We start from the raw sequence: 23,796 nt of genomic DNA, 5'->3' as shown, positions 1-23,796 counted from the left end.
GATGGGGGTTAACAATCGTTTCATGTCTGAAGCTCCAATATTATTTTGTGCAAGTATAATATTGGAAATGAAAACGATTATCAATGAGTAAGTTTGCACATTTTTTACATGAATAGTGCGGAGGTGTTAATTGCCGCACTGGTATTGAAAAGTATTGCCTGCCGTTTTTTGTAGATCGTATTCACAGGCTTTGTCTCTTAAAAGGCTCTGCCCCTCCCAAGAAACACTCATGCTAATAGGTGATTTGTTCTTATAGCTAGGAATAAATCGATAAGCCGCCACCACATCAATACTACTATTTGCTCCCAACTGAACAGATTGCCCAATGAGTCGCTGACGAGTTTCTGTGTTGTACAAAGTGTAATCTGTTGTGTATTCCTGATCACCATTCTCGTGAGAGAAGTTTAACCAAATTTTACGGTAAGTTTGCGGCTCAGATGTCGGGTTAGTAAAGCGTAATTTAGTATAGATAATTTGAGAGCGAGATAAGCTCGTCTGTGCATTTTGACTTACTTTTAGATACGAAGTGTTTGATTCCTGCCAAGGCATGTTCGTACCAAAAGAAGCATCAACAATCTGAATCGTTTCTCTTGCAAAGTGCGCTTCTGCAAATTGAAGCAGATCCTTTGCTGGCGCGTACAAAGCCAAGGCAATAACACCCAGAAGTGCCACTTTATGAATTGTATGAGTAGGGCTTAATAGCTTGATCATATCCACATCCTTAAAATATCTTTACTGTTTATTTATACAGTACTGTATATCCAAACAGTAAATTTGTATAGCGTCTTTTTCAAAAATAGTTTGCAATTCTCAAAAAAAATTCTTGATTTTGATCTAGATGGGATTTTTTGAATATTTAAAAAATAATGTTTGATTTTATTTACTTGATTGAATTTAAAGGAGATTTTAATGATTCCCACAGCCTTCTTAACGGTTTCTGTGGACAAGATTTCTTTGTTCTTTTTTTGTCGGCAGATGATAGAAAACTCACCGTATTCGATGGTAATAAATGTGTCAGACACTATAATGCAGCCACAAATGAGTAATGAGGTTGGTTGTGGATAACGTTGATGTGATCGTAATTGGTGCCGGAGCGTCTGGTTTAATGTGTGCAGCAACAGCTGGCTACCGTGGGAAAAAAGTAGTGGTGTTGGATCACGCCAACAAAGCGGGCAAAAAAATTCTGATGTCCGGTGGTGGGCGTTGTAACTTCACCAACATGGATGCGGCCCCCAAGCATTTTTTATCTGACAACACACATTTTTGCATTTCTGCGCTACGTCGTTATTCATCGCAAGACTTTGTTGATCTCGTGGATCGCCATGGTCTGGACTATGTAGAGAAAACGCCAGGGCAATTATTCTGCGAGCACTCTGCAAAAGACCTGCTTGATATATTACTAACAGAGCTTGAATGGTCCGGTGCAGAACTAAAGTTAAACACCAAAATTCATAATATTGATTTTCAAGACGGACAGACCGTTGTCAAAACTAATCAAGGAGAGTTTGCTTGTGAATCTCTTGTGGTTGCCACAGGTGGTTTATCCATTCCTACAATGGGCGCGACAGGGTTTGGGTATGATATAGCTAAACAAGTTGGACACGATATTTTATCGACACGTGCTAGCTTGGTACCCATTACTATACAGCCAGATCGCAAAACACAACTGGCTGAGTTATCAGGTATTGCCTGTGAAATATCCGCAACGGCAAAGGGCGTAACTTTCCAAGAGCCAATGCTGTTTACTCATCGTGGTGTTAGCGGGCCATCCATTTTGCAAATTACCAATTTCTGGCAACCAGGTGAAGCCCTTAGCATTAATATCGCTCCGACCTTGTCGTTAGTCGACTTACTTGATGTTCGCCAAAGTACTCCGAAAAAGAGCTACGAGGGTTTCTTGTCTAATGTTTTGCCAAAGCGATTGGTAGAGCTAATAAAAGCCGAATTCCCTTGGTTGACTGAACGCAGCGCACAAACCTCGAACGAACAGGTCGACAGTTTGTTCAATTATCTCGCGAACTTTGACATCGCACCGAATGGAACAGAAGGCTATCGCACCGCGGAAGTTACCCTTGGTGGTGTTAACACCAACGAAGTGTCTTCGAAAACTTTTGAATCACAAAAACAAAAAGGTCTCTACTTTATAGGTGAAGTCCTAGACGTGACTGGCTGGCTTGGCGGCTATAATTTCCAATGGGCCTGGGCGAGTGGCTTTTGTGCTGGGCAGTATGTTTGATGGTTTACCGATATATAACTTAATTTATTGAACTTATTGTTGTGCCATTGCGTACAGTTAAGAAAGGCTGTGAGGGTGGTTATGATGCGATGGTTTATGTTGTTGATGTTATGTGTTTGGCCGTTAGTCAGCTGGGCAGATGCGACCGCTTGGCAGGCATGGCGTGATGGTAAGGCGGTTTTTATCATGCGACATGCTTTAGCTCCTGGTGGCGGTGATCCCAGTGGGTTTGCTTTAGAGGATTGCAGTACTCAACGCAACCTCAATGATATAGGACGAAAACAGTCCGTCGCTTGGGGGGAATATATTCGAAGCCAACATAGCGGCCCGGTTCAGGTTTATAGCAGTCAATGGTGTCGTTGCTTAGAAACGGCGCAGCTGATGTCGCTGGGTGAGGTGGAATCATTGCCAATACTGAACTCATTTTTTGCAGGCCAAGGAGATAGGGTTGCTCAAACAGAAGGTGTACTGCGGATGTTTTCCCATGAGTCTGTGGGTAAACCCACTATATTGGTCACGCACCAAGTGAATTTCACCGCCTTAACACAAATCTACCCAAGTTCTGGTGAAGCCGCCATTCTTGCACTGCCTCTCACGATGCCAGTGAAAATTTTGGCTCGCATTGAGCCAAGATAAATGTGATGGACGACTGTGGCAGCGGGCGCTACTTTATGATTTTATAAACCGCGGCAATGTCTTCTTCCGCAAAGCCAGCTTTTATGGCTTGTTTGAACGCTTCATTGGCAATCGTGGCGGTTGGCACAGGTTGCTCAAGTTGATCGTCTAGGGCGACAGCAAGGTGCGTGTCCTTTTGCATATGCTTAAGCTGATTGAAAACTGCTGACCACTGCAAGAAACCAACTCTGCTCGTTATATTACGATAGCTGCTTGGTCGACTTTGTTGTTTTTAATTCATCTAGTCCTGCTTGAAATGTCATCATTGGACGATAGCTTAAGTCTTGTTTAGCTTTGGTAATATCTAGGGTAACCTCTACAGCGCTTGTGGCGTATTCTTGGAAAGTAACAGGAAGTGGACTGCTTTTTGGGGCTAGACGACGGCGTAAGCTGTCTAACTTTGCAATTACGAGAGGAATAAAAGCAGGGATGTTTTTATCTGGCACAGTTAGCCCGTGCGCTTCGATTATGCCGGAAATGGTCTCTCGGAATGGTCTATCATCGCCATCGCTAATGAAATAGATTGCCTTAGGGGCGCCGTAATAGAGAGAGGCTTCAATTGCATTGCATAAGTTAGCAATGTGTGTCGTTGACGAGAGATAGTGTCCGCCGCCGATCCAGGCAAAAGTTTGATTTTCAATAGCCTTTAGTATTTGTGGCATGGCTGTTGTATCGTCGCGACCCCAGACAAAGCGAGGTCTCAGCACAATAACAGTGAAAGTGTCACAATTCGCATTCAACACTATCTTTTCTGCTAGTTGCTTGGTGTGTGAGTAGTCTCCTACACTTTTTTTGGGATATGAGGCGTCTTCCGATACATTTTTTATAGGCTTGCCTGTCAGTAGTACTGAATCAGTGCTGATATGAATGAACCGCTTCACTCCAGCTGCCTTTGCGGCTTTGAGCAGTTGGGCTGTACCATCGACATTAGTTTTAAATTGGTTTTTGGAAAGGTTCTTGTGGTCTGTATCCGCGGCTGTATGAATTACGATGTCGCAGTCTTTTAGGTCGTTCCTTAGTGTGTGACTAAGTAAATCCCCATATACGAATGTTAATTGGGTGTCTTTAAGGATTTTGGTTTTTTCTTTGTCTCGTGAAAGACCAACGATCTCATGAGACTGAGCTAAGTGCCTAGCAACATTCCGTCCAACATAACCTGTAACGCCTGATATAAAAATTTTCATAGAGAACCTATATTAACTTGTAGTTTAACATGTGAACATATTTTGTGATTTTGTTCACAAGAGGTAACTTAACAGGTTAACGCTTGATGTCAATGTGTTTTTCAGGCATGCTTTCGTGTCTACAGAAGATGGATAGAATTTAACGTAATGATTCTCAGAGAAGCGCAAAAACTCATTTTGAAATATGGGTACCCTAAAGTGACCATGACAGACATTGCCAATGCCTGTCAGATCTCTCGAACCACTCTTTATAAATCATACCCAAATAAAGAGTCGATTGTCGTAGGGCTAATTAATGAATCACTAGAGCATAATATTCGTGAGACAGAAGGGTTAGCTTTGTCTGATCTATCGTTTCGTGGAAAGCTTGAACGTTTTTTTGATGTTTGGACGCTTCAGCCAGCAGCTTCAGTGATAGAGTTGGATACAGGGCGAGATATTTTACAAAATGTATCTTCTTATGCGCCTGACGCAGTTAATAATCACTATGAAATTTTTCAGGCTATGCTTGCTGAGTTAATCAGGGGTGTTCTGCCAACGGATTCTAGTTTGGATGCTCAAGATTTAGCTTACATTTTTTCAGTTACTTCTCGTGGAATTAAGGCTGATGCACAAACTTTAGAAACATTAACAAATCAAATTGACCTATTAATCGATATTATAATTAAAACGGTCAAACCTGTTTTTTTAAATATGACTTGAAGCGAAGGTAAATGCCGAACGGCTTAATTTAATAACTCTCTTAATGGAATGTTGTTTTGTATGGTGTTGTCGATTGCTGCTGAATTTTAAGATTTCATTTTTCTCAAAAAATGCTCACGTAAGGACGCGGCTTATAGGCCAAGAAAGCTCATATTCCTATTTTATGGAGCGATGAATTTAGATAGCACACTGAGAAGAGAGAAAAGGAAAGAAGGTAGAGGAGCACTCCATTACCTTCTTAAATGTTACTGCAATCACTACTTTATCACTTTATAAACTGCGGCAATGTCTTCCTCCGAAAAGCCAGCTTTTATGGCTTGTTTAAAGGCTTCATTGGCAATAGCGGCGGTTGGCAAAGGTTGCTCAAGCTGGTCGCCTAGTGCGACGGCAAGGCGCATGTCCTTTTGCATGTGCTTAAGCGGAAAGCTGGTGGTGTAGTCTTCCTTTAGCAGCATGGCGCCTTTGCCTTTAAACATAGGGTTTGCCATGGCACCCGCATCGACAATATCTAAAATTTGCTGACCGTCTAAACCGGCTTTTTGTCCTAAAGACATGCCTTCACTGAAAATGCTTAGCATGCCGCCCATCATCATATTCACGACGAGCTTCATGTTCGCGCCTTGGCCGACTTCACCAAGGTAGGGCGACATCTTGCCCATTACCTCAAACGCACTTTTTGCGTCTTCATAAAGAGATTGATCGCCAGCGGCAAGAATGATTAACGTGCCGTCTTCAGCGGGTTTTTTCGTACCAGAAACCGGTGCTTCTAAAAATCGTCCTCCTGCTTGAGTAATTAAATCGGCAATGGCTTTTGAGGTTGTGTCATCCACGGTAGACATATCAACATAACCGCGACCTGCGCCAATTCCTGCTGCTACGCAATCTGGGCCTTGGCAAAGCGCTAATGCCGCTTCAGGATCAGACACCATAGCGAAGGTAATATCGCAACTTGCAGCTACGTCTTTTGGTGTCACGCCATGTCGAGCGCCTAGTGATACTAACTCAGCACATTTTTCTGGGTTACGATTCCAAACAGTTACTTCAAATCCCGCTTTTACTAAATTTGCAGCCATGGCTTTCCCCATGATGCCTAAACCTAAAAATCCAACACTGTTCATAAAATGCTCTCTTATTTGGTGTTATTTCCATCAGTGTAACAAATAGAAAAAGTTATCGTCTGCAAATAATGGTGATACGTAAATCACGGTATTGTTGTGATTGGCGTGAGCGAAGGCGACCGCTAGATCATTGTGGCTTGCCTATGATCCGCTACCAGTTCCATAACCCAGTCAATAAAGCATTCGGCACTGTATTGGTTGGCGTTTTTGGTTCGAGTTAAGAAGAAGGCGTTGTTTTTACATTCAATAGGAGGTGTGAGGGCGATCAAACTACCGTCAGCGATTAAATCCTCCACATGCCAATCCCAAGCAAGGGCAATGCCTAGGCCATTTTGTGCGGCATGAACGACGGCGATTTGGTCTTCCATCTGAATTTCGTTTAATGGCTCTTGATAGTCTATTGCTGAGTGAGCTGCCCATGTTTGCCAGTTTTCCCAGAAGTCGGGGGCGTCTTTGAGGCCCAGTAAGGGTTGTTTCCAGATATTTTTCAAATCGTGACACTCGGGACGCTTTTCTAGAAAACCTGGGCTGCACACTAACAGCATTCTTTCGTTAAACAGCAAAAAATTGTTTTTATAAGACGTTTTTAATGAGGAGTAATAAAACGCCACATCGTAGGTATCGCTATTCACGTCACTGATATTGCGTTCATTATTGATGCTTATGTTGAGCATGATGTCTGGGTATTTATCACGAAAATCATCTAAGTGAGGGATGAGCCAGAAATGGCTAAAACACGCACCAATTTCTAAATTGAGCGGCAGAGGTGAGACTTTATCATCCATTTTTTGCGATTCTTCTGCCAAGACCGCCAGCGTTTTTCGTACTGTTTCTAAATAATTTTGTCCCTTTTTTGTCAGTTCCAAACCAGTTTTTTTACGAATAAATAGTTTGGTATTCAGAAAACTTTCAAGCTGTTTGATTTGTTTGCTGACTGCCGTCGGAGAAACGCACAGCTCATTAGCTGCACTGGTTAGCGTGCCAAGGCGAGCCGATGCTTCAAACAAAATAAGGCTGTTTAGAGAGGGAATTGTTCGGTTATTGATCGGCATGTAACTATCTATCCTGAACTTTTAGTTCATATGAGGCTAACAAAATAGCGTTTTACTTACAATTTCAGCTTCCTAAGATAAATAGACACTACAAATAGAACGAAAGGACGTTATGCAAAACATCAAACACATTCATCACGCCATGTTGCCATTACCAGATGGTACTAAGCTCGCCTATCGCGCGTGGCTACCAAGCGATGCTGATGATAAACCGGTTCCCGCGATTTTGGAGTTCTTGCCGTATCGTAAAAATGACGGCACGATTGTCCGCGACGAAATCACTATGGCGCAAACGGCCGCACAAGGTTATGCCTGTATTCGAGTTGACCTTCGAGGTTGCGGCGAATCAGAAGGTCACACAAGCGACGAATATACCGAGCAAGAGCTACAAGACGGTTTCGATATTATCGCTTGGCTGGCAGAGCAGCCTTGGTGCAGTGGCATTGTTGGCATGGTAGGAATTTCGTGGGGTGGATTTAACTCACTGCAAGTCGCCGCACTGAATCCGCCAGCATTAAAAGCCATCATTACCCAATGTTCTACCGACGACCGTTACGCCACAGATGTGCACTACATGGGTGGCTGTTTATTGAACGATAATCTCGATTGGGCATCATTTTTTTGGGCCTACGCTCAAGGCCGCGCGCCAGATGCTAAGTTGGTTGGCGATGGTTGGAAAGAGCAATGGCTGGATCGTTTAAACCAAATGCCATTTTTAGCGAAGCCTTGGTTAACTGAACAAGTACGAAATGACTACTGGAAGCATGGTTCTGTATGTGAAAACTACAGCGATATTAAGATTCCCGTTTATGCCATGAGTGGTTGGGCAGACAATTATCGCAATACGGTTTTTAGCTTACTCGAAAACTTAGACGTACCTCGAAAAGGTTTAGTGGGTCCTTGGGCGCATAAATACCCCAATATAGCCTATCCAAATCCTAAAATGGATTACGTAAAAGAGTCTGTTCGCTGGTGGGATCGTTGGTTAAAAGGCATTAAAAATGGCATCGACGATGAGCCAGAATTAACCTACTACATGCAAGACAGTGTGCGCCCTCAATCAGATTATGAGCACCGTGCTGGGCAATGGATTTCGGAGCCTGTTTGGCCATCACCGCAAACCGAATGGAAAACCTTGTTTCCATCGAATGGGCAGTTACTCGATACAAAACACGATAATGCCGTAACTCAGCAGATTTGCTCGCCACAAACAGTGGGGTTAAATGGTGGTCGTTTGTGTGTCGGGATTCGTTTAGAAATGGAGCAACCAGCCGATCAACGTGCTGATGATGCGGGTTCATTATGTTTCGATACTTTACCTCTTGAAGAAGATTTGGCGATTGCAGGCCAAGTGATGGCGAATTTAGCGATTCGTAGTGACAAGCCAACAGCAAACCTTGCTGTACGAGTCTGTGATGTGCATCCCGATGGCGCAGTCACACGTATCAGTGTGGGCGTGTTAAACCTAACGCATCGCGATAGCCACGAGTTTGTCGAGCCGTTGAATCCAGGTGAGCTTTACCATGTCGCCATTCCGGTTAACCATGTGGCCTACAAGGTTCCAGCAGGGCACAGATTGCGTATCTCCGTTTCGACAGCCTGTTGGCCGTTAATTTGGCCATCTCCAGATCATGCCACGATTACACTTGAGTCTGCTTTAAGTCGTATTGAAGTGCCTTATAGAACGAGCTTGGTGACAGAAGTCGAGCCGCCTGCGCTGGACACGCCTGTAGCAATTGATGGTGAAACACTTCGCCCAACGAAGAGTGAGCGAGTGGTGCATCACGATTACAAAACAGGTCTGGTTACGTTAGAAACCTATGATGACTTCGGCCGCCAATATTACAACTCTTGTGAAAGCATGATTGATATGGCGATGAGTCAGTGGCAGACCATCCATCCTGACGATCCGCTCACGGCAGAATCCAAGCTGATATTTGACTTAACTATGGGGAGAGAAGGCTGGTGGACAGGCTTAAAGGGCGTCTATCACATGCGCTGTGATCATGATTATTTTTATGTCACCAGTACGTGGCAAGCCTTCCATGATGATGAGCTGATTTTCAGCAAAGAGTTTGAGGAAACCATCAAACGAACGGGTGTTTAACCGATTATTTCTGTGAGGATGTTACATGTTTAAATCATTACGACCTTTGGTCTTTTTTCCAACCTTTATCATTTTGGTCGGTGCGTTAATATTCAGTTTGGTGGACTTGGCACTTTTCACGCAATATACCAAAGTAGCCAATAACTTCGTGTTGTCGCATTTTTCTTGGCTGTTTAGCTTGGGGAGTTTCTATCTGCTGGTGTTGATCGCTATTACTTACTTTTCAAAATTGGGCAATATCAGAATTGGTGGTGAGAATGCCACACCAAAGCTCAAAAAGTCTCGTTGGTTTATGATTGTGCTCTGTACAACTCTAGCCGTAGGTGTGTTGTTTTGGACAACGGCTGAGCCTTTGTATCACTTGTATTCGCCACCAGAAAGCTGGGGTATTGAAGGCAATAGCCCGAACGCTGTGCTATTTGCTTTCTCGGCGATGTTTTTGCATTGGGGGCCAACGCCTTATGCTATTTATGCCGTTCCAGCGTTAATCTTTGCCTTGGTGTTTCACAACCTAAAACTGCCTTACTCCATAAGTAGTTCATTGCGTCCAGTATTTGGCAAATATGTGACTGGCCGTATGGGCGATGTGATTGATGCGTTGGCGCTGTATTCCTTGGTAGTAGGGATGGCGTCATCATTAGGTACCGGTGCGCTTACCTTGCTTGGCGGTGCAAGTCAGTTTTTACCTATGGAGAAAAACGCCGTTACGCTAGGCATTATTATCGCCATCATTGTTATTACCTTTGTATTGTCTGCAGCCCGTGGGTTGATCAAAGGTATTGCGCGCCTTTCTATGGTTAACTTCTGGCTGTTGATTGCGTTATTTGTGTTTACTTTGATCTTTGGGCCAACACTTTATATGTTGGGTATTGGTGTGGAAGGCTTAGGTGCATTTTTACAGAACTTCTTTCGTCTTAGCTTGTTTACTGGACAAGCAGCTAGTGACCCATGGCCACAATGGTGGAGTGTATTCTATTGGGCTGTTTGGTTTGCTTGGGCGCCAATCACCGCGATGTTCTTAGGTAAAATTGCCCGTGGCTACACAGTGCGTGAGTTTATTCAAGTAAACGTTATTTTTCCTAGCTTGTTTGTGCTGTTATGGATCTCTGTATTCTCGGGTACCGCTATATTTATGGACCAAAAAAGCGGTGGTGAACTATATGAAATCTTGAATAGCGGCGGCATTGAACTACTGCTTTACCATATTTTTGGTGAATTACCGCTGGGCACGTTGACGTCTTTGATCCTCGTCTTCATTGCTTTTATCTCTTACGTAACGGCGGCCGATTCCAGTACTGACGCCATTGGTGATTTGTGTGTGAAAAACTTCAATGCTGAATCCCAAGAAGGCACTGGCATGCCGATCAAAATTCTATGGGGAACCATAATAGGTTTGGTCGCTTGGATTATGGTCAGCACCGTCGGCGTGGCTGGTGTTAAGTCCTTATCGAACCTTGGCGGCTTACCCGCCACATTGATTATCCTATGTTGTAGTTTTACCTTGGTTAAATGGATCAAGAATCCCGCGTTATTAAAAGGTTAACTAGATAACTTCACTTCAGTAAACAAAATGGCTTAGCCCTTTCGCTAGGCCATTTTTAGTTCGCGTCTTGTTAGCTACTTAATTTGCATCATATTTAATTTTGTGTAGAGTAAAGACATGCGTTTCTTAAACGCCCCTGGATCAGCAGACAGGGCATAACTGAGCTGGCAAATTGACGATACTCAACATCAAGGAGCCTGCTATGTCTGCGACACAGCCAAATAACATTTCTCAACAAGACCTTAAAAAGCCACTTCACTCTTCATCTAAACGTATTTGGATTAAACAACCCCTTGCGTGCTTTACGGCCAATGAGCTTGATGCGCGTGGTGGTATTGTTATTGAAAATACCCAAATTAAAGAAGTGCTGGCATTGGGTCAGTTACCCGCGTATCCAGTGGATGAGGTGATCGACGCCAGTGAGCTGGTTATCTTGCCCGGGCTAATTAATACCCACCATCATTTTTATCAGACTCTCACTCGTGCTTGGGGACCGGTTGTTAGCGAACCTTTATTTCCTTGGCTCAAAACGCTTTATCCAGTATGGGCCCGACTTACGCCAGAGGCGCTGTCATTGGCATCACAAGTTGCCATGGCCGAGTTACTGTTGTCGGGTTGTACCACTGCGGCAGATCATCATTACCTTTTCCCAACGGGCATGGAAGACGCGATAGATGTGCAAGTTGATGTGGTTAAACAACTTGGCATGCGGGCCATGTTGACCCGAGGATCAATGAGCTTAGGGGAAAAAGAAGGCGGCTTACCACCGCAGCACACAGTGCAAAGCGGTGATGTCATATTGGCCGACAGCCAGCGTTTAATTAAGCAATACCATGAGCGAGGCGAGGGCGCGCAGATTCAAATCGCACTGTCACCGTGTTCTCCTTTTTCCGTTACTCGAGAGATAATGGCGGACAGCGCATTATTAGCGCAACAGGAAGACGTGCGTTTACACACTCATTTAGCCGAAACATTGGACGAAGAAGACTTTTGCCTAAAGACCTTTGGGTTACGTACCGTGGATTATTTGGACAGCGTTGGCTGGTTGACTAACAGAACTTGGTTGGCCCATGGCATTCATTTTAACGCGCAAGAGATCCAACGACTGGGAGCAGCAGGCGTAGGGATTTGTCATTGTCCGGTTTCTAATATGCGCTTGGCCTCTGGAATATGCCCTACGTTAGACCTCAGTGAAGAAGGTGCTCATATTGGCCTTGGCGTGGATGGCTCTGCGTCCAATGACGCTTCCAATATGATGTACGAAGCCAGACAAGCGCTGTATCTCCAACGTCTTAAATACGGTGCTGAAAAAATTACCCCAGAGCGAGTGCTTGGCTGGGCGACGAAAGGTTCTGCGACATTATTAGGGCGTAATGACATTGGCGAAATAGCCCCAGGAAAACAGGCGGATCTGGCATTTTATAAACTGGACGAACTAAGGTTCTCAGGGAGCCACGATCCAATCGCCGCATTACTACTATGCGGTGCCGAAAAAGCCGAGCATGTCATGATTGGTGGTCAATGGAGGGTTAAAGAGGGGCAAATCATCGGCTTAGACATCCAAGCATTAATGGAAAAACATAAAGCCTGCGCCAAACAATTGGTTGCGGGTTAACGATCTTGATCGAAATTAGCCTCCTATGACATCAAGCTGAAAGCATTGTCATTCAGCTTGATGTTATTAATACTGACCAATCCGAAATCGGTCAGTATTTTTTCTTCTGATCATGACATAGTCACGAGCTCAAACGCTGTTATCTGTCCCAGTGATCAGTTCATCCAACATTTATTAATAGGTGATAGCTTATTATGTGATCACTCGTTTTTTACGTTCCGACAGCCAGATTCCCGCCAGTACCATAGCCAAGGCGATCGCATGGTAAACATGGAATGTTTCGTGCAGCAGTAGCACGGCTAAAATGGGCGCGAAAATCGGTACAAAATTAATAAACACCCCGGCTCTGGCAGGGCCGATTAACTCTACCCCGCGCATAAAAAACACCTGAGAGATCAGCGAGGGAAAGAAGGAAATATACAGCACAATCAGCCAGCCTTTCGGGGTGGGCCAGTAGGCCGCGCCAGTGGCTATTTCATAGGCCAGGGCGGGCAGGGCCGTGATGGCACCAATACAGGACAAAACAGTAAAGAACACCATGGCGGAGACGTTTGGTTTACTGCGTAGGGCCAAGGTGTAGATGGCATAGCAAACACAGGCTATCAATATATAGCCGTCCCCCGGATTAATAGACAGTTCTAGAAGCTTATTCAAATGGCCCCGAGTGGCTACCAAAGTCACCCCCAGTAGGGTGAGGATAATGCCAATGGCCTGTAAAAGACGGACTTTTTCTCGATACAGCGACATGGCTCCAATCAGGACCAGTACTGGCACACTGCCTTGGATGATGCCGATATTAATGGCGGTGGTTTGATAAGCGGCAATATAAAACAGGGAGTTAAAACAAGTGAAGCCCAAAGTCGCCATCAGCACCATTTTTAGCAAATGGGGACGCAGCAGATGCCATTCCTGACGTACCTGGCGGCCATAAAAGAACAGCATCACGCTACTCACAATCAACCAGCGTAGAGACACCACGGATAAGGGTGAGACCTGAGCAATCGCCAGACGGCCAGCAATAGTATTGCCGCCCCAAAACAGGGTACATAAAATCAGTAAGGCATAGGCATTAGAGTGAATACGATTAGTGAAGAAGCTCAACAAAGCGTTCATTATCAATCCTTAAAGCGGTAGAGCGGATCCCAGATTATCTTGGTTTACAAGCATACTCATGCAGGCCTAGGGAAGAAAGCGGAAACTGAAAATTCAATTCTCAGCTAACTTTCCAAATACGCTCGGCTTTACACAAAACTTTCGTTATATTAGGAAGTTAAATGGAGTTGCAGCGGATAGGTGGCATGGCCTCAGGTATTAATAAAGCAAAATTATCAGAAACCGACATCATCACGAAATTTATTCTGCCCGCTGTTAAAAATGCTGGTTGGGATGATCGTACACAGATACGACAAGAGTTCCCAGTTACAGATGGTAAGGTGGTGGTGCGAGGTCAAGTGGCAGCGCGTCAAAAGGCGAGAAGAGCCGATATTGCACTTTTTTATAAAGACGGTATGCCGCTGGCGGTGATAGAAGCCAAGTCCAATCAATATTCTGTTGGTCATGGTATTCAACAATCCTTGGACTATGCCGAACGATTGGGTGTGCCTTTTGCTTTTGCCAGTAACGGTAATGGCTTTTTATTTCATGATAAAACCAATTCAAACCAAGTTGAAAGCGAGATAGCGCTGGATGATTTCCCTAGTTGCGAGCAGCTTTGGGCAAAATTTTGTGAATGGAAAGGCTATCGTAACGACCAGCTTCCCTTAGTGACACAAAGTTACCACAACGATGGCGAGGGCAAAGCGCCCCGTTATTACCAGATGCAAGCCATTAACCGTTCCATAGAGGCGGTTGCCAAAGGTCAAAATCGCCTGTTATTGGTCATGGCCACAGGAACAGGGAAAACCTACACAGCCTTTCAAATTATTTGGCGTTTATGGAAAGCCAAGCAAAAAAAACGCATCTTATTCTTGGCTGACCGTAATGCCTTAATCGATCAAACTTTTATCAACGACTTTCAGCCATTTGGTACGGCCATGACCAAAATTAAAGGCCATAAAATTGACCCTGCTTATGAAATTCACCTTGGTCTGTATCAGGGTATGACAGGCACGGAAGAGATACAAAAAGTCTATAAAAAGGTTTCTCCTGATTTTTTTGATTTGATTGTGATTGATGAGTGCCATCGAGGCAGCGCCGCAGAAGACAGCAACTGGCGTGACATTCTCGACCACTTTAGCAGCGCGACACAAATTGGTTTAACAGCCACTCCGAAAGAAACCGAAGACGTATCGAATATCGAATACTTTGGCGAGCCGATTTATACCTATTCCCTTAAACAAGGTATCGAAGATGGCTTCCTTGCACCCTATAAAGTGATGCGTGTCGACATTGATGTGGATGTACAAGGCTGGCGACCAGAGAAGGGGCGGCTAGATAAAGATGGCTATTTGGTAGATGACCGAATCTATAACCAAAAAGACTTTGACCGTAACCTTATAATCGACGAGCGCACCCAGTTGGTGGCACAAACTGTGACCAACTATTTAAAACGCACTGATCCTATGGCGAAGACCATCGTGTTTTGTAACAACATCGATCATGCCGAACGCATGCGCCGAGCTTTGGTTAACCTTAATCCTGAACAGGTGGCGAAAAATGACAAGTATGTGATGCGCATTACCGGGGACGAAAAAGAGGGCAAAGATCAGCTAAGTTATTTTACTAACCGAAAAGAATCTTATCCCGTGATTGCTACCACCTCGGAACTAATGACCACAGGTGTCGATGCTAAAACCTGTAAGTTGATCGTGCTCGATCAAGGCATACAGTCTATGACCAAGTTCAAACAAATTATTGGTCGTGGTACACGTATTGATCAGGAATACAATAAGCTTTGGTTTACCATATTGGACTTTAAAAAGGCCACTGAGCTGTTTGCTGATCCGCGCTTTGATGGAGATCCAGAGCAAATTAAAGTCAGTAAGCCAGAAGATTTTGCTGATGACGCTCTTCTTGATGAAATGATCCACGATGGTGAAGAGGTCGACCTGAGTCAAGATGACAGCATAGACCCAGATAGCATTCAAGAGCCCCAAGGTGATTACCAAAACGGTCATCGTGAAGATTACCAACTGGGTGATGCCGACTGGACTGATGATAAACCACGCAAATTTCATGTGAACGGTGTGCAAGTGAAAGCCCTCGCAGAGCGGGTACAATATTATGATACCGACGGCAAACTGGTGACCGAATCCTTCAAAGACTACACTCGCAAAACGTTAGCGAAGCGTTTTGCTTCTCTCGATGAGTTTGTCAGAACATGGCAAGCGGCAGAACGTAAACAAGCCATTATTGATGAGCTGGAAGAGTGCGGAGTGATTTGGGAATTACTCGAACAGGAAGTAGGAAAAGAAATAGATCCATTCGATATGATTTGCCATATCGTATATGATCAGCCGCCGCTGACTCGAAAAGAGCGCGCTAACCAAGTGAAAAAGCGTAACTACTTCACGCGCTATGATGGCGTGGCACAAGAAGTGCTTAGTCGTTTGCTCGATAAATACGCCGATGCCGGTGTAGCGGAAATAGAAAATATACAAGTACTTAAAGTCGCGCCGTTCGACCAGTTCGGGCGTGTGCAGGAAATTATTAAAAAAGGCTTCGATGGCAAAAAAGAAACCTATTATGACGCGGTGAAAGCATTAGAAGACGAGCTTTATCAAGATCAAAGCGCATAACACCAACCCCAATTCATATTGCACTCAAGCCAGTATTTGGCTTGAGTGCAATCATTTCGAACAAATGCAATAGAGAAAATTATGTCCATCACGACTGTCATCAAATCCATCCAAGACATTATGCGCAAAGACGCCGGTGTAGACGGCGACGCCCAACGCCTTGGTCAAATGTCATGGTTACTATTTCTAAAGATTTTTGATGCCCAAGAAGAAGAACTAGCCTTTGAACAGGACGATGCTTATCAAGCACCCATTCCAGAAAATTACCTATGGCGTAACTGGGCGACCAACCCCGAAGGCATTACTGGCGACGATCTGCTCGATTTCATCAATGATGATCTGTTCCCTGACATGAAAAACCTTGATGCCACCCGAGACCGTAATCCTCGTGGTTTTGTGGTTAAAGAAGCCTTTAGTGATGCTTACAATTACATGAAAAACGGCACCTTGCTGCGTCAGGTGATCAACAAACTTAACGAAATCGATTTTACCGATTCCCAAGAACGCCATCTGTTTGGTGATATCTACGAGCAAATTCTGCGCGATTTGCAAAGTGCGGGCAACGCAGGGGAATTTTATACACCTCGTGCCGTGACTCAATTCATCGTCAACCGCCTCGACCCCAAACTAGGGGAAAGTATCATGGACCCTGCCGCAGGCACGGGCGGCTTTCTTGCTTGCAGTTTTGATCATGTAAAAGACCGTTATGTGCAGACCACGGAAGATCATCAAACCTTACAAAAGCAGATACACGGCGTAGAAAAAAAGCAGCTGCCGCATTTATTGTGCATCACCAATATGATGTTGCATGGTATTGAAGTGCCCGTGCAAATTCGTCATGGCAATACCCTGAGCCAGCCGCTGGCGAACTGGGACAGTAATATTGATGTGATCGCCACCAATCCTCCTACTAGCTCGTTATTGATTTGTGGACTTAGCTAACACCTTGTAATTCAAGGGGGGGTGGCTTTTTTACTAGTCCGTATTTTTTATAATTTAATGGACTTTTTGAGTGAGAGTTTGTCCATATATAGTTGGCTTTTATTGTTCATCAATTTCTCGAAAAGTAGATCTATTATTAATCAACATAAATTACAAATCTTTGATATCCATATCCATTTCAGATGACTCTTTACGTTGCTCAACAATATTTTCTAGATCTAGGCTTTCTAGCTTCTCCAGTTCGGTGATTAATGCTTTCTTGGTTGTATCGTCCAAGCGGGAGATTAAGCAGGCCAGTTCTGCACTTAGGTCGTCTTCACACAAAAAGTAGTTCAGCGGGACGTTGAGTTCTTGAGCAATTTTTCTCAGCGTTTCGAGATCAGGCGAATGCCGTCCTTTCTCATAGTGATTCATACGGCCACTAGCAGAACTTGCGTCCATACCTATTTTGATCCCAAGGTCTTTTTGGGATATGCCGATGTTCTTACGAGCTTGTTTAAGCCGAAGTGGTATTGGGTTCTCTGACAAAGTAGTTTCATCTTTAAAGTCTCATGTACTTAGATTGTCTAAGTTTTACTTATTTCTGTATACTTAGCAATCCTAAGTTTTATAGTTTTTTGAGACATAAACATGATATCTAAACCATTTTCTTTGAATAAACAGTTCAAAGAACTCTTACAGCGCGTGGAAGGAACCAGCATCAGACGAAAAGAACTCATTCAATTAGCATCAAATACAACAGGCCTAGATACAGTCCAATCCACTAGACTAGTAGCAAGGAACGTTAACAGACTGACGTCTAAAAGCCTCCTAAGCGCTAGTGGAGAGCGGAATGCTCGAACCTATCACCTTACTTCTGAATTGATTTTAATGCTAAACAGAAGCCCTCGTGAGCTGTCAGACGAAGAAACTATAGATACAAGTCAAAGTTCAAATGAGGTGCATCTTCTAGATGAAGAAAAGAAAGCCAATGCTGAATTAAAACTACTGTTGGGAGAGATTGATGCTTATCAGGAATATTTAGGACTATTCCCACATAAGCGACCAGCTATTTTGAAATTGCTAGATGAGTCTAGAGAGAAAGCGACAAGGTTCTACGGTCGATTAAACGCCATCAAAAAGATTATTCAAACGACTCAACCTGAGGGGAATATGTAATGCTTAGGGCATGGCAAGAACAGTGTCTCTCTCAAGCAGTAACATCATATAAGAAGCAATCTCAATTCTTAGTATTGGCTTCCCCTGGTGCGGGTAAAACCCTGCTTGCAGCGCATATAGCAAAAGCTCTTATCAACAATGGCTATATCGACTATGTAGTATGCTTTTCCCCTTCTCGAATCGTTTCACAGAGCATTCAAGAAACATTTGAGAAAGCATTGAAGCGAAAGTTTAATGGCAGACTTGGGGCAATCGGAGCATCACGAACTTATCATTCTCTTAGCAATGCAGCTGAGTTAATCAATGATCTTGCTGCTACTAGAGTCTTGGTCATTTTTGATGAAATACACCATTGCGCCGGTAATGGTGAGTCTCCAGCAAATGCATGGGGATTACAGCTTCTCTCCACGATACAGCATTTAGCGACTTATACGTTGTCACTTACTGGCACACCCTGGCGTACTGACACTCTTCCAATTTCATTCGCTAAATACTCAGATCCAGAAGGCAACATTATTTGTGACTACTCGTACGATCTTGTTGATGCAATAAAAGACAAGGTCTGTAGGATGCCTCAAATTACTGCAATTGATATTGAAAAAGTGACAGTAAAAGGATTGGGGAAACTTGAAACCTACACCAGCTTGCAGTCATTGCTAAGCGAAGGTGAAGTAAGCTATCAAACTGTGATCAGACATCCTGAAGTTATCAAGCACTTACTTTCATTAAGCGTTCATCGGCTGAATATTTTTAGAAAGAGCTCACCTAATGCGGGCGGCTTAATAGTCGCATCTTCATACGAACATGCTTTACAGATTCAATCGATTCTATTGGACCACTTCAATAAAGAGTCTACTTTAGTATCTTGTAGGCATGATGACTCACCAGAACTCATTAACCATTTCCGCAAAGACAACAGCGAATGGATAATCAGTATTGCTATGATCAGCGAAGGGACAGACATACCAAGGCTGCAAGTTTGCTGTAGTCTTACCGATGTCACAACTGAACTTTACTTCCGTCAGATCCTTGGGCGAATCATACGAATGACTAAAGATCAGTCACCTGTCGCCAATATGTACATGTTGGCGGAACCAAATTTAGTGGAGTTCGCAGAACGGCTGAACAAAGCAATTCCAGGCACTTACAACTACCAAAAAACAGAAGAGCTGCTGAATAGTATAGAAACTCCAAGCTCAACAAATGATGGTAGTCGAGACTCTTACAAAGACGACGTGTTGACACCAGAAACTAACCTTGGTGAATTTATCTTGAGTAACGATCATGATCTATTGAAGTTGACAGTTCTAAACGAGCTTACGATGACCTCATTCAAATCGAAAATCATTTCTTACTATTTATAGGAGTCCGCCACTCTTAAAATTCCGCCTCATTTTTAGTCGAACAACCGAAAGTCCTTCTTCTTACAAAAATTCACTTGGTCATTCGCACCGCCTAAAACTATACTGTATATCCATACAGTATTTTGGTGTTGATCATGCGTGTGACTTATCTTGGTGTGTCTGAGTCGGCGGCGTTTATCGCGGCCAATAGTGTGCGAATCCCTTTGTATGTGGATTCGGTATCGGCGGGTTTTCCTTCGCCCGCTCAGGACTTTGTTGAAAAATCCTTGGACTTAAATGAGTTTTGTGTCGCTCACCCTAATGCGACGTTTTACGTGCGTGCTCAGGGGGATTCGATGATCGATGTGGGTATTTATTCGGGTGATGTGTTGGTGGTGGATCGGTCGTTAACCGCGCGTCATGGGGATATCATCATTGCCTGTATTCATGGGGAAATGACGGTGAAGACGTTGGAACTGAAGCCAAATGTGTTGCTTCGCCCAAAGAATAAAGCCTATAAGGCGATCCAGATTACGGAAGAGTCTGAATTGGAAATCTTCGGCGTAGTGACGGGTGTGGTTCGCAAGTACGAGCGCGGTTGATGAAGACGGTCTTTGCCTTGGTCGATTGCAATAACTTTTATGCCAGTTGCGAGAAACTGTTCCGTCCAGATTTAAAGCACACGCCTGTTGCGGTGTTGTCGAATAATGATGGCTGTATTGTCGCGCGCTCTAAAGAAGTGAAGGCGCTGGGCATTAAAATGGGCGTGCCGATGTTTCAGGTTCAGGACGAGATAAGAAAGCACGGCATTGTGTGCTTTTCCTCGAACTATGCACTGTATGCGGATCTGTCAAATCGGGTGATGACCATCTTGGAAGAGGAAGCGCCACGGCTGGAAGTCTATTCCATCGATGAGGCGTTTATGGACTTAACTGGTGTTGATCATGTGACGGATTTGCTAGCGTTTGGCAAACGAGTTAAGGCCAAGGTCGATCAATGGACAGGCATTACGGTAGGCGTGGGCATCGCGCCAACCAAGACGCTGGCGAAGTTGGCCAACCACGCGGCGAAGAAATACCCAGCAACCGGTTCGGTGGTGGATTTGATGGACCCAGACAGACAAAAGCGTTTATTGGCAATTGTTGAAGTAAGTGATGTGTGGGGCGTTGGTCGTCGCACCACAGCAAAGCTAAAGGCGAGGGGAATTCATACCGCGTTGGATCTGGCGAATGCCGACCCTAAATCGATTCGAAGTGAGTTTTCTGTGGTGTTGGAGCGAACCATTCGAGAGTTGAATGGGGTGTCTTGTTTGGATTTGGAATTGGTCAGGCCAACAAAGCAGCAAATCATTTGCAGTCGGTCATTTGGTCATAAAGTCACAGATAATCGCGAACTACGGGAAGCGATCGCCAAGTACACTACCAGAGCCGCCGAGAAACTACGCGGAGAAAAACGCCTTTGTCGTGTGGTGAGCGTGTTTATTCGTACCAGTCCATTTATTCCAAACGAACCGCAGTACTCAAAAACTCTGTCAGCAGAACTCCCCAACCCAACTGACGACACGCGAGACTTATTAGAAGTCGCCGACGTGTTGTTTCGTCGCATCTATCGTGCAGGTTATCGCTACGCCAAAGGCGGCGTAATGCTCGCCGACTTCTACGAACATGGTTCCTTTCAACAAGATTTATTTCGAGCAGACAACACGAAAATCAACTCAAAAGCCTTAATGAACGTCGTGGACAAAATCAACCACAGCGGCCTCGGCAACGTCTTCTTCGCATCGCAAGGTGTGTCGCCTCAGTGGGCAATGAAACGAGAGCATCTGTCGCCAGCCTACACTACTAGATGGGATGAGTTACCAAAGGTTTTTTGAACCAAAATGTAGAAAAGAGAAATGGGCTATTAGTTAAAAAATTCAAACTATAATAATTGATTGGGAGGTGTTCCATGAACAATAAAAGTACTAAAGAAAATGCCAGTAATCTGCCAGCAGACAAGATAATAGCAACAGTTGTCATATGGCTAGAGGAACAATGTCCACAGGAGCGTTGGGACTTATCTGATGAACAGATATGTGTTCTTCTAGGTGGTATTACGGTTTCAACTTGGAATCAATGGAAAGAGACCGCACGGATTAATGACAGTCTTCAAGTAGACCAAGAAACTATTGATACACTGGCGATACTGGTAAGTATATACAAGATGATTCACCTAAGTTCACCAACTGGATTTAAGTATGATTTTTTCAAAAAGCCAATAAATCATCCGACATTTAATGGCAAATCAGCTAGAGAGTTTATGTTAGAGAACCCTTCACTTGACGATTTCCTCAAGGTAAGAAATTATTTTCAAAGTAGAGTGTTGTTATAAAAATCACCTTAGCCTCATTTGGCTTTAAATTGTTGATCATCATTGTACTTATCAGTCATGTTAGGGGAGAGATATGAGCACTAAACAAAAAAATTATGCCGAAAAATGCATTGATATTCATGATATTGAGAGCAGTCTTGATCTTGTTATGAATGAATCAAAAGGCAGCCCAGTTGCTGTAATGAAGGACGGTAGCCCCGTATTTTACTGTGTTCCCGCTGACACCTATGCCGTTATTTTAGAAGCAGTTGAAGCATCTGAAATGAGAGCGCTGAATGAAAGGGTTCATCAATTGGGTCTAGAGCTGTTTGGTGACGAAGACAAATGGAAATCATGGATTAAAACACCTGCACTGGCATTAGGTGGTAAGTTACCAGAGTCGATTATGGTTACTAAAGAAGGAATAAATAGAGTAAGAGATCTTTTAGGGCAGATTAGCCACGGGGTTGTTGTTTAAATGGGCGGTTTAGCGATCTTGGTTCTTACCTAACCAATATTTTTTAGCGTGCGCTCTTAACCCCCCTTATCTCCCAAAGAGCCTCAATAGTAGTATTTCCTTACAGCAGCAATGGTGCTGCTCAGTAAGCAAAGGAAAAATACTATGTCTCAATTCGAAAGTGACTACGAGCAAACACAAGATGATATTGATAATCGCGCTGGCCAATTAAACCCAAACAATGATTCATATTGGCAGTCTCGTGGAGAAGAAGAAAGACCTGAAGACTGGGAGGATCAGTAATGGCTGCAAACAACTCGAACTGGCCGACTAAAAAATGGTAGTGGCAACCCTTCAGGCAAAGGGCGAGGAAATAACCCACCTAAGAAATAGACTGATATACGGCCGCTTAAGCGGCCGTCTCTTTTTCTCTCAAATAGTAGGTCAGGTAGTTATCTGCTGAGTAAATTTCTTTAAGCATCCTCTGCTCATCAGTTTTATATTTGACGAGCAGACGGTCTATTGCTTGGCAAATCAAGCAATAAATAAATAAAAGAAGTTGGTCTTCAAAAGCAAAATTTTCCAGCGTTGCAAAGCTAGGTTTAGTTTTTCCTTTACGCCATTCTTTTAGGCGTTCAACTTGTACTTCTAACAAAGTCCGACCTGTTTCCGTACTTTCTTGCTGAATGGGTACATACTGAGCTAATGTTCGAAATGAAACGCCAGTGTCTTCTTTGATAAACGACATGAGTTTACCAAAGTAGCATTTACCATCTGATGCTAGAATTTTAACCAGAAAACTATTGTGTTGTTTTATACCTTCTTGATGACGATGCTTCCAATTAATAGCAACTAGATCAAAGGCAGCGAATAAAGACAAATTGAAGTCTTGCGTAAAAAGTCCCATAGCTTCTATTTCGTCTTGGTTCGCTTGAATATTCTGTTCTAAAGGAAGCCTCTCCAATAATTGGATGACTATATTTTGTTGTTCTGAATTCAAAGCAGTTTTATCGATAACTGGATGATAAAATTCGGCAATTAGAGTAAGAAGCTTTTGCTCATCTACACCTTGATGGTTAGAGCCCCATTCACGCTGAGCTTCATACTAAGTACATCGCCTTCGATAAAAGCAATGAGAGGCTGAAGAAAACTCGTGTCCTGAGCAGCTGACTCAAGCCCCGCTGCAAAGCTTTTAATAGCTGCACGCCATAATGTCTTAAGATCGTCTGTGCTAGTCCCTATCGGAATGAAGTTATCAAGATTGAGGTTGAGCTGATCTAACAGTGTAAGCATAGGAGCGAGTGCCTCATCTGCTTTTTGTTCAGACACTCCCTTTCCCGACAAGTTATCAAGGCTACGATCACTAACTTTCACCTCTTGACCAAATTTGGCAGCAATAAACTTTATCTGGCTTCGAATAGAGGTAGGAAAGCCAAATAATTCTGCGACCTCATCAGGGGTCTTTATAAAAGGGTTTTTCTTTATGATTGGTTTGATAACTACTTTTTCACTACTCATTAGCTTAATCACAAGATGGTATTTGAAAAGGGTGGACTACCAGAGCCTTACTGGATACTT

24 protein-coding genes are annotated in these 23,796 nt (G+C 43.8%); 15 read left to right on the top strand and 9 right to left on the bottom strand.

The annotated features are described in order from the left end of the window. Positions 1-126: 126 nt before the first annotated feature. Positions 127-711 (bottom strand): hypothetical protein, encoded by a 585-nt coding sequence (locus KDW99_RS11730; protein WP_255824974.1) that lies wholly within the window; start codon positions 709-711, stop codon positions 127-129. Positions 712-1,045: 334 nt separating this feature from the next. Between KDW99_RS11730 and KDW99_RS11725 the strand changes: the two genes are divergently transcribed. Both KDW99_RS11725 and KDW99_RS11720 read left to right on the top strand, forming a co-directional pair. Continuing rightward, complete coding sequence (locus KDW99_RS11725) at positions 1,046-2,236, top strand: NAD(P)/FAD-dependent oxidoreductase (RefSeq protein WP_255824972.1); 1,191 nt, start codon at positions 1,046-1,048, stop codon at positions 2,234-2,236. 81 nt (positions 2,237-2,317) lie between these two features. After that, positions 2,318-2,872, top strand: a complete 555-nt coding sequence (locus KDW99_RS11720) for a histidine phosphatase family protein (protein ID WP_255824970.1) — start codon at positions 2,318-2,320, stop codon at positions 2,870-2,872. A 28-nt stretch (positions 2,873-2,900) separates the two neighbouring features. On the opposite strand, the gene KDW99_RS11715 is transcribed toward KDW99_RS11720, so the two are convergent. Then, a complete protein-coding gene (locus KDW99_RS11715) occupies positions 2,901-3,053 on the bottom strand; it encodes a hypothetical protein (RefSeq protein ID WP_255824969.1) in 153 nt (50 codons plus the stop codon). Positions 3,054-3,111: 58 nt separating this feature from the next. Next, positions 3,112-4,095: an NAD-dependent epimerase/dehydratase family protein gene (locus KDW99_RS11710; protein WP_255824968.1), complete on the bottom strand. Its 984-nt coding sequence runs from the start codon at positions 4,093-4,095 to the stop codon at positions 3,112-3,114. Positions 4,096-4,242: 147 nt separating this feature from the next. Between KDW99_RS11710 and KDW99_RS11705 the strand changes: the two genes are divergently transcribed. Next, entirely contained in the window at positions 4,243-4,797 is a 555-nt protein-coding gene (locus KDW99_RS11705) for a TetR/AcrR family transcriptional regulator (protein WP_255824966.1), read from the top strand. Positions 4,798-5,054: 257 nt separating this feature from the next. Here KDW99_RS11705 and KDW99_RS11700 read toward each other — a convergent pair whose 3' ends face one another. Continuing rightward, positions 5,055-5,915, bottom strand: a complete 861-nt coding sequence (locus tag KDW99_RS11700) for an NAD(P)-dependent oxidoreductase (RefSeq protein WP_255824965.1) — start codon at positions 5,913-5,915, stop codon at positions 5,055-5,057. A 122-nt stretch (positions 5,916-6,037) separates the two neighbouring features. After that, a complete protein-coding gene (locus tag KDW99_RS11695) occupies positions 6,038-6,967 on the bottom strand; it encodes a LysR substrate-binding domain-containing protein (protein WP_255824964.1) in 930 nt (309 codons plus the stop codon). A 112-nt stretch (positions 6,968-7,079) separates the two neighbouring features. On the opposite strand from KDW99_RS11695, the gene KDW99_RS11690 reads away from it, so the two are divergent. From KDW99_RS11690 to KDW99_RS11680, 3 genes are all read left to right on the top strand, one after another. Beyond that, on the top strand, positions 7,080-9,074 hold the full coding sequence (locus tag KDW99_RS11690) for a CocE/NonD family hydrolase (RefSeq protein ID WP_255824963.1): 1,995 nt from the start codon (positions 7,080-7,082) through the stop codon (positions 9,072-9,074). 25 nt (positions 9,075-9,099) lie between these two features. Further along, entirely contained in the window at positions 9,100-10,617 is a 1,518-nt protein-coding gene (locus tag KDW99_RS11685; RefSeq protein WP_255824962.1) for a BCCT family transporter, read from the top strand. A gap of 202 nt (positions 10,618-10,819) precedes the next feature. After that, positions 10,820-12,232 carry an 8-oxoguanine deaminase gene (locus KDW99_RS11680; RefSeq protein WP_255824961.1) on the top strand — a complete coding sequence of 471 codons (1,413 nt, stop codon included), beginning with the start codon at positions 10,820-10,822 and terminating at the stop codon, positions 12,230-12,232. Between the two features lie 192 nt (positions 12,233-12,424). Here KDW99_RS11680 and KDW99_RS11675 read toward each other — a convergent pair whose 3' ends face one another. Then, positions 12,425-13,345, bottom strand: coding sequence for a DMT family transporter (locus KDW99_RS11675; protein ID WP_255824960.1), 921 nt, complete (start codon positions 13,343-13,345; stop codon positions 12,425-12,427). A 185-nt stretch (positions 13,346-13,530) separates the two neighbouring features. Between KDW99_RS11675 and hsdR the strand changes: the two genes are divergently transcribed. Beyond that, positions 13,531-15,969 carry an EcoAI/FtnUII family type I restriction enzme subunit R gene (hsdR, locus tag KDW99_RS11670; RefSeq protein WP_370646901.1) on the top strand — a complete coding sequence of 813 codons (2,439 nt, stop codon included), beginning with the start codon at positions 13,531-13,533 and terminating at the stop codon, positions 15,967-15,969. Positions 15,970-16,050: 81 nt separating this feature from the next. After that, positions 16,051-16,911, top strand: coding sequence for an HsdM family class I SAM-dependent methyltransferase (locus KDW99_RS11665; RefSeq protein WP_255824958.1), 861 nt, complete (start codon positions 16,051-16,053; stop codon positions 16,909-16,911). Positions 16,912-17,061: 150 nt separating this feature from the next. Here KDW99_RS11665 and KDW99_RS11660 read toward each other — a convergent pair whose 3' ends face one another. Continuing rightward, on the bottom strand, positions 17,062-17,439 hold the full coding sequence (locus KDW99_RS11660; RefSeq protein ID WP_255824957.1) for a helix-turn-helix domain-containing protein: 378 nt from the start codon (positions 17,437-17,439) through the stop codon (positions 17,062-17,064). A 102-nt stretch (positions 17,440-17,541) separates the two neighbouring features. Here KDW99_RS11660 and KDW99_RS11655 point away from each other — a divergent pair, with 102 nt between their 5' ends. The 7 genes from KDW99_RS11655 (at position 17,542) to KDW99_RS11625 (ending at position 22,521) form a co-directional block, all read left to right on the top strand. Beyond that, the gene (locus tag KDW99_RS11655; protein WP_255824956.1) at positions 17,542-18,069 is read left to right on the top strand and encodes a hypothetical protein; all 528 of its coding nucleotides are present in this window, start codon (positions 17,542-17,544) and stop codon (positions 18,067-18,069) included. Further along, positions 18,069-19,433 (top strand): DEAD/DEAH box helicase, encoded by a 1,365-nt coding sequence (locus tag KDW99_RS11650; protein WP_255824955.1) that lies wholly within the window; start codon positions 18,069-18,071, stop codon positions 19,431-19,433. The genes KDW99_RS11655 and KDW99_RS11650 overlap by 1 nt, the downstream gene beginning before the upstream one ends. Before the next feature lie 134 nt (positions 19,434-19,567). Next, positions 19,568-20,014 carry a translesion error-prone DNA polymerase V autoproteolytic subunit gene (umuD, locus tag KDW99_RS11645; protein WP_255824954.1) on the top strand — a complete coding sequence of 149 codons (447 nt, stop codon included), beginning with the start codon at positions 19,568-19,570 and terminating at the stop codon, positions 20,012-20,014. Next, the gene (gene umuC, locus KDW99_RS11640) at positions 20,014-21,285 is read left to right on the top strand and encodes a translesion error-prone DNA polymerase V subunit UmuC (protein WP_255824953.1); all 1,272 of its coding nucleotides are present in this window, start codon (positions 20,014-20,016) and stop codon (positions 21,283-21,285) included. Before umuD ends, umuC begins: the two co-directional genes overlap by 1 nt. A gap of 74 nt (positions 21,286-21,359) precedes the next feature. Continuing rightward, entirely contained in the window at positions 21,360-21,782 is a 423-nt protein-coding gene (locus KDW99_RS11635) for a hypothetical protein (protein ID WP_255824952.1), read from the top strand. A gap of 73 nt (positions 21,783-21,855) precedes the next feature. Then, positions 21,856-22,239: an MbcA/ParS/Xre antitoxin family protein gene (locus tag KDW99_RS11630; RefSeq protein WP_255824951.1), complete on the top strand. Its 384-nt coding sequence runs from the start codon at positions 21,856-21,858 to the stop codon at positions 22,237-22,239. Positions 22,240-22,383: 144 nt separating this feature from the next. Continuing rightward, positions 22,384-22,521, top strand: a complete 138-nt coding sequence (locus KDW99_RS11625) for a hypothetical protein (RefSeq protein ID WP_255824950.1) — start codon at positions 22,384-22,386, stop codon at positions 22,519-22,521. A 106-nt stretch (positions 22,522-22,627) separates the two neighbouring features. Here the strand turns inward: KDW99_RS11625 and KDW99_RS11620 are convergent, their stop codons facing one another. Both KDW99_RS11620 and KDW99_RS11615 read right to left on the bottom strand, forming a co-directional pair. Beyond that, entirely contained in the window at positions 22,628-23,218 is a 591-nt protein-coding gene (locus KDW99_RS11620) for a hypothetical protein (protein WP_255824949.1), read from the bottom strand. 62 nt (positions 23,219-23,280) lie between these two features. Beyond that, complete coding sequence (locus tag KDW99_RS11615; RefSeq protein ID WP_255824948.1) at positions 23,281-23,736, bottom strand: hypothetical protein; 456 nt, start codon at positions 23,734-23,736, stop codon at positions 23,281-23,283. Between the last annotated feature and the right edge of the window lie 60 nt (positions 23,737-23,796).

The organism is Marinomonas rhizomae, from assembly GCF_024397855.1.
Classification (GTDB): domain Bacteria; phylum Pseudomonadota; class Gammaproteobacteria; order Pseudomonadales; family Marinomonadaceae; genus Marinomonas; species Marinomonas rhizomae_A.
The sequence above is the reverse complement of the archived record's forward strand: the minus strand, read 5'-3'. Positions and strand labels throughout refer to the sequence as shown.

What these genes read in the sequence shown, in the direction of transcription:
- KDW99_RS11685 (WP_255824962.1), top strand. Translation starts at nt 9,100, where the DNA reads ATGTTTAAATCATTACGACCTTTGGTCTTTTTTCCAACCTTTATCATT.
- KDW99_RS11635 (WP_255824952.1), top strand. Translation starts at nt 21,360, where the DNA reads ATGAACAATAAAAGTACTAAAGAAAATGCCAGTAATCTGCCAGCAGAC.
- KDW99_RS11705 (WP_255824966.1), top strand. Translation starts at nt 4,243, where the DNA reads ATGATTCTCAGAGAAGCGCAAAAACTCATTTTGAAATATGGGTACCCT.
- KDW99_RS11700 (WP_255824965.1), bottom strand. Translation starts at nt 5,915, where the DNA reads ATGAACAGTGTTGGATTTTTAGGTTTAGGCATCATGGGGAAAGCCATG.
- KDW99_RS11710 (WP_255824968.1), bottom strand. Translation starts at nt 4,095, where the DNA reads ATGAAAATTTTTATATCAGGCGTTACAGGTTATGTTGGACGGAATGTT.
- KDW99_RS11655 (WP_255824956.1), top strand. Translation starts at nt 17,542, where the DNA reads ATGATATCTAAACCATTTTCTTTGAATAAACAGTTCAAAGAACTCTTA.
- KDW99_RS11690 (WP_255824963.1), top strand. Translation starts at nt 7,080, where the DNA reads ATGCAAAACATCAAACACATTCATCACGCCATGTTGCCATTACCAGAT.
- KDW99_RS11730 (WP_255824974.1), bottom strand. Translation starts at nt 711, where the DNA reads ATGATCAAGCTATTAAGCCCTACTCATACAATTCATAAAGTGGCACTT.
- KDW99_RS11720 (WP_255824970.1), top strand. Translation starts at nt 2,318, where the DNA reads ATGATGCGATGGTTTATGTTGTTGATGTTATGTGTTTGGCCGTTAGTC.
- KDW99_RS11625 (WP_255824950.1), top strand. Translation starts at nt 22,384, where the DNA reads ATGTCTCAATTCGAAAGTGACTACGAGCAAACACAAGATGATATTGAT.
- KDW99_RS11715 (WP_255824969.1), bottom strand. Translation starts at nt 3,053, where the DNA reads ATGCAAAAGGACACGCACCTTGCTGTCGCCCTAGACGATCAACTTGAG.
- KDW99_RS11650 (WP_255824955.1), top strand. Translation starts at nt 18,069, where the DNA reads ATGCTTAGGGCATGGCAAGAACAGTGTCTCTCTCAAGCAGTAACATCA.
- umuD (WP_255824954.1), top strand. Translation starts at nt 19,568, where the DNA reads ATGCGTGTGACTTATCTTGGTGTGTCTGAGTCGGCGGCGTTTATCGCG.
- umuC (WP_255824953.1), top strand. Translation starts at nt 20,014, where the DNA reads ATGAAGACGGTCTTTGCCTTGGTCGATTGCAATAACTTTTATGCCAGT.
- KDW99_RS11695 (WP_255824964.1), bottom strand. Translation starts at nt 6,967, where the DNA reads ATGCCGATCAATAACCGAACAATTCCCTCTCTAAACAGCCTTATTTTG.
- KDW99_RS11665 (WP_255824958.1), top strand. Translation starts at nt 16,051, where the DNA reads ATGTCCATCACGACTGTCATCAAATCCATCCAAGACATTATGCGCAAA.
- KDW99_RS11675 (WP_255824960.1), bottom strand. Translation starts at nt 13,345, where the DNA reads ATGAACGCTTTGTTGAGCTTCTTCACTAATCGTATTCACTCTAATGCC.
- hsdR (WP_370646901.1), top strand. Translation starts at nt 13,531, where the DNA reads ATGGCCTCAGGTATTAATAAAGCAAAATTATCAGAAACCGACATCATC.
- KDW99_RS11680 (WP_255824961.1), top strand. Translation starts at nt 10,820, where the DNA reads ATGTCTGCGACACAGCCAAATAACATTTCTCAACAAGACCTTAAAAAG.
- KDW99_RS11725 (WP_255824972.1), top strand. Translation starts at nt 1,046, where the DNA reads ATGAGGTTGGTTGTGGATAACGTTGATGTGATCGTAATTGGTGCCGGA.
- KDW99_RS11630 (WP_255824951.1), top strand. Translation starts at nt 21,856, where the DNA reads ATGAGCACTAAACAAAAAAATTATGCCGAAAAATGCATTGATATTCAT.
- KDW99_RS11615 (WP_255824948.1), bottom strand. Translation starts at nt 23,736, where the DNA reads ATGAGTAGTGAAAAAGTAGTTATCAAACCAATCATAAAGAAAAACCCT.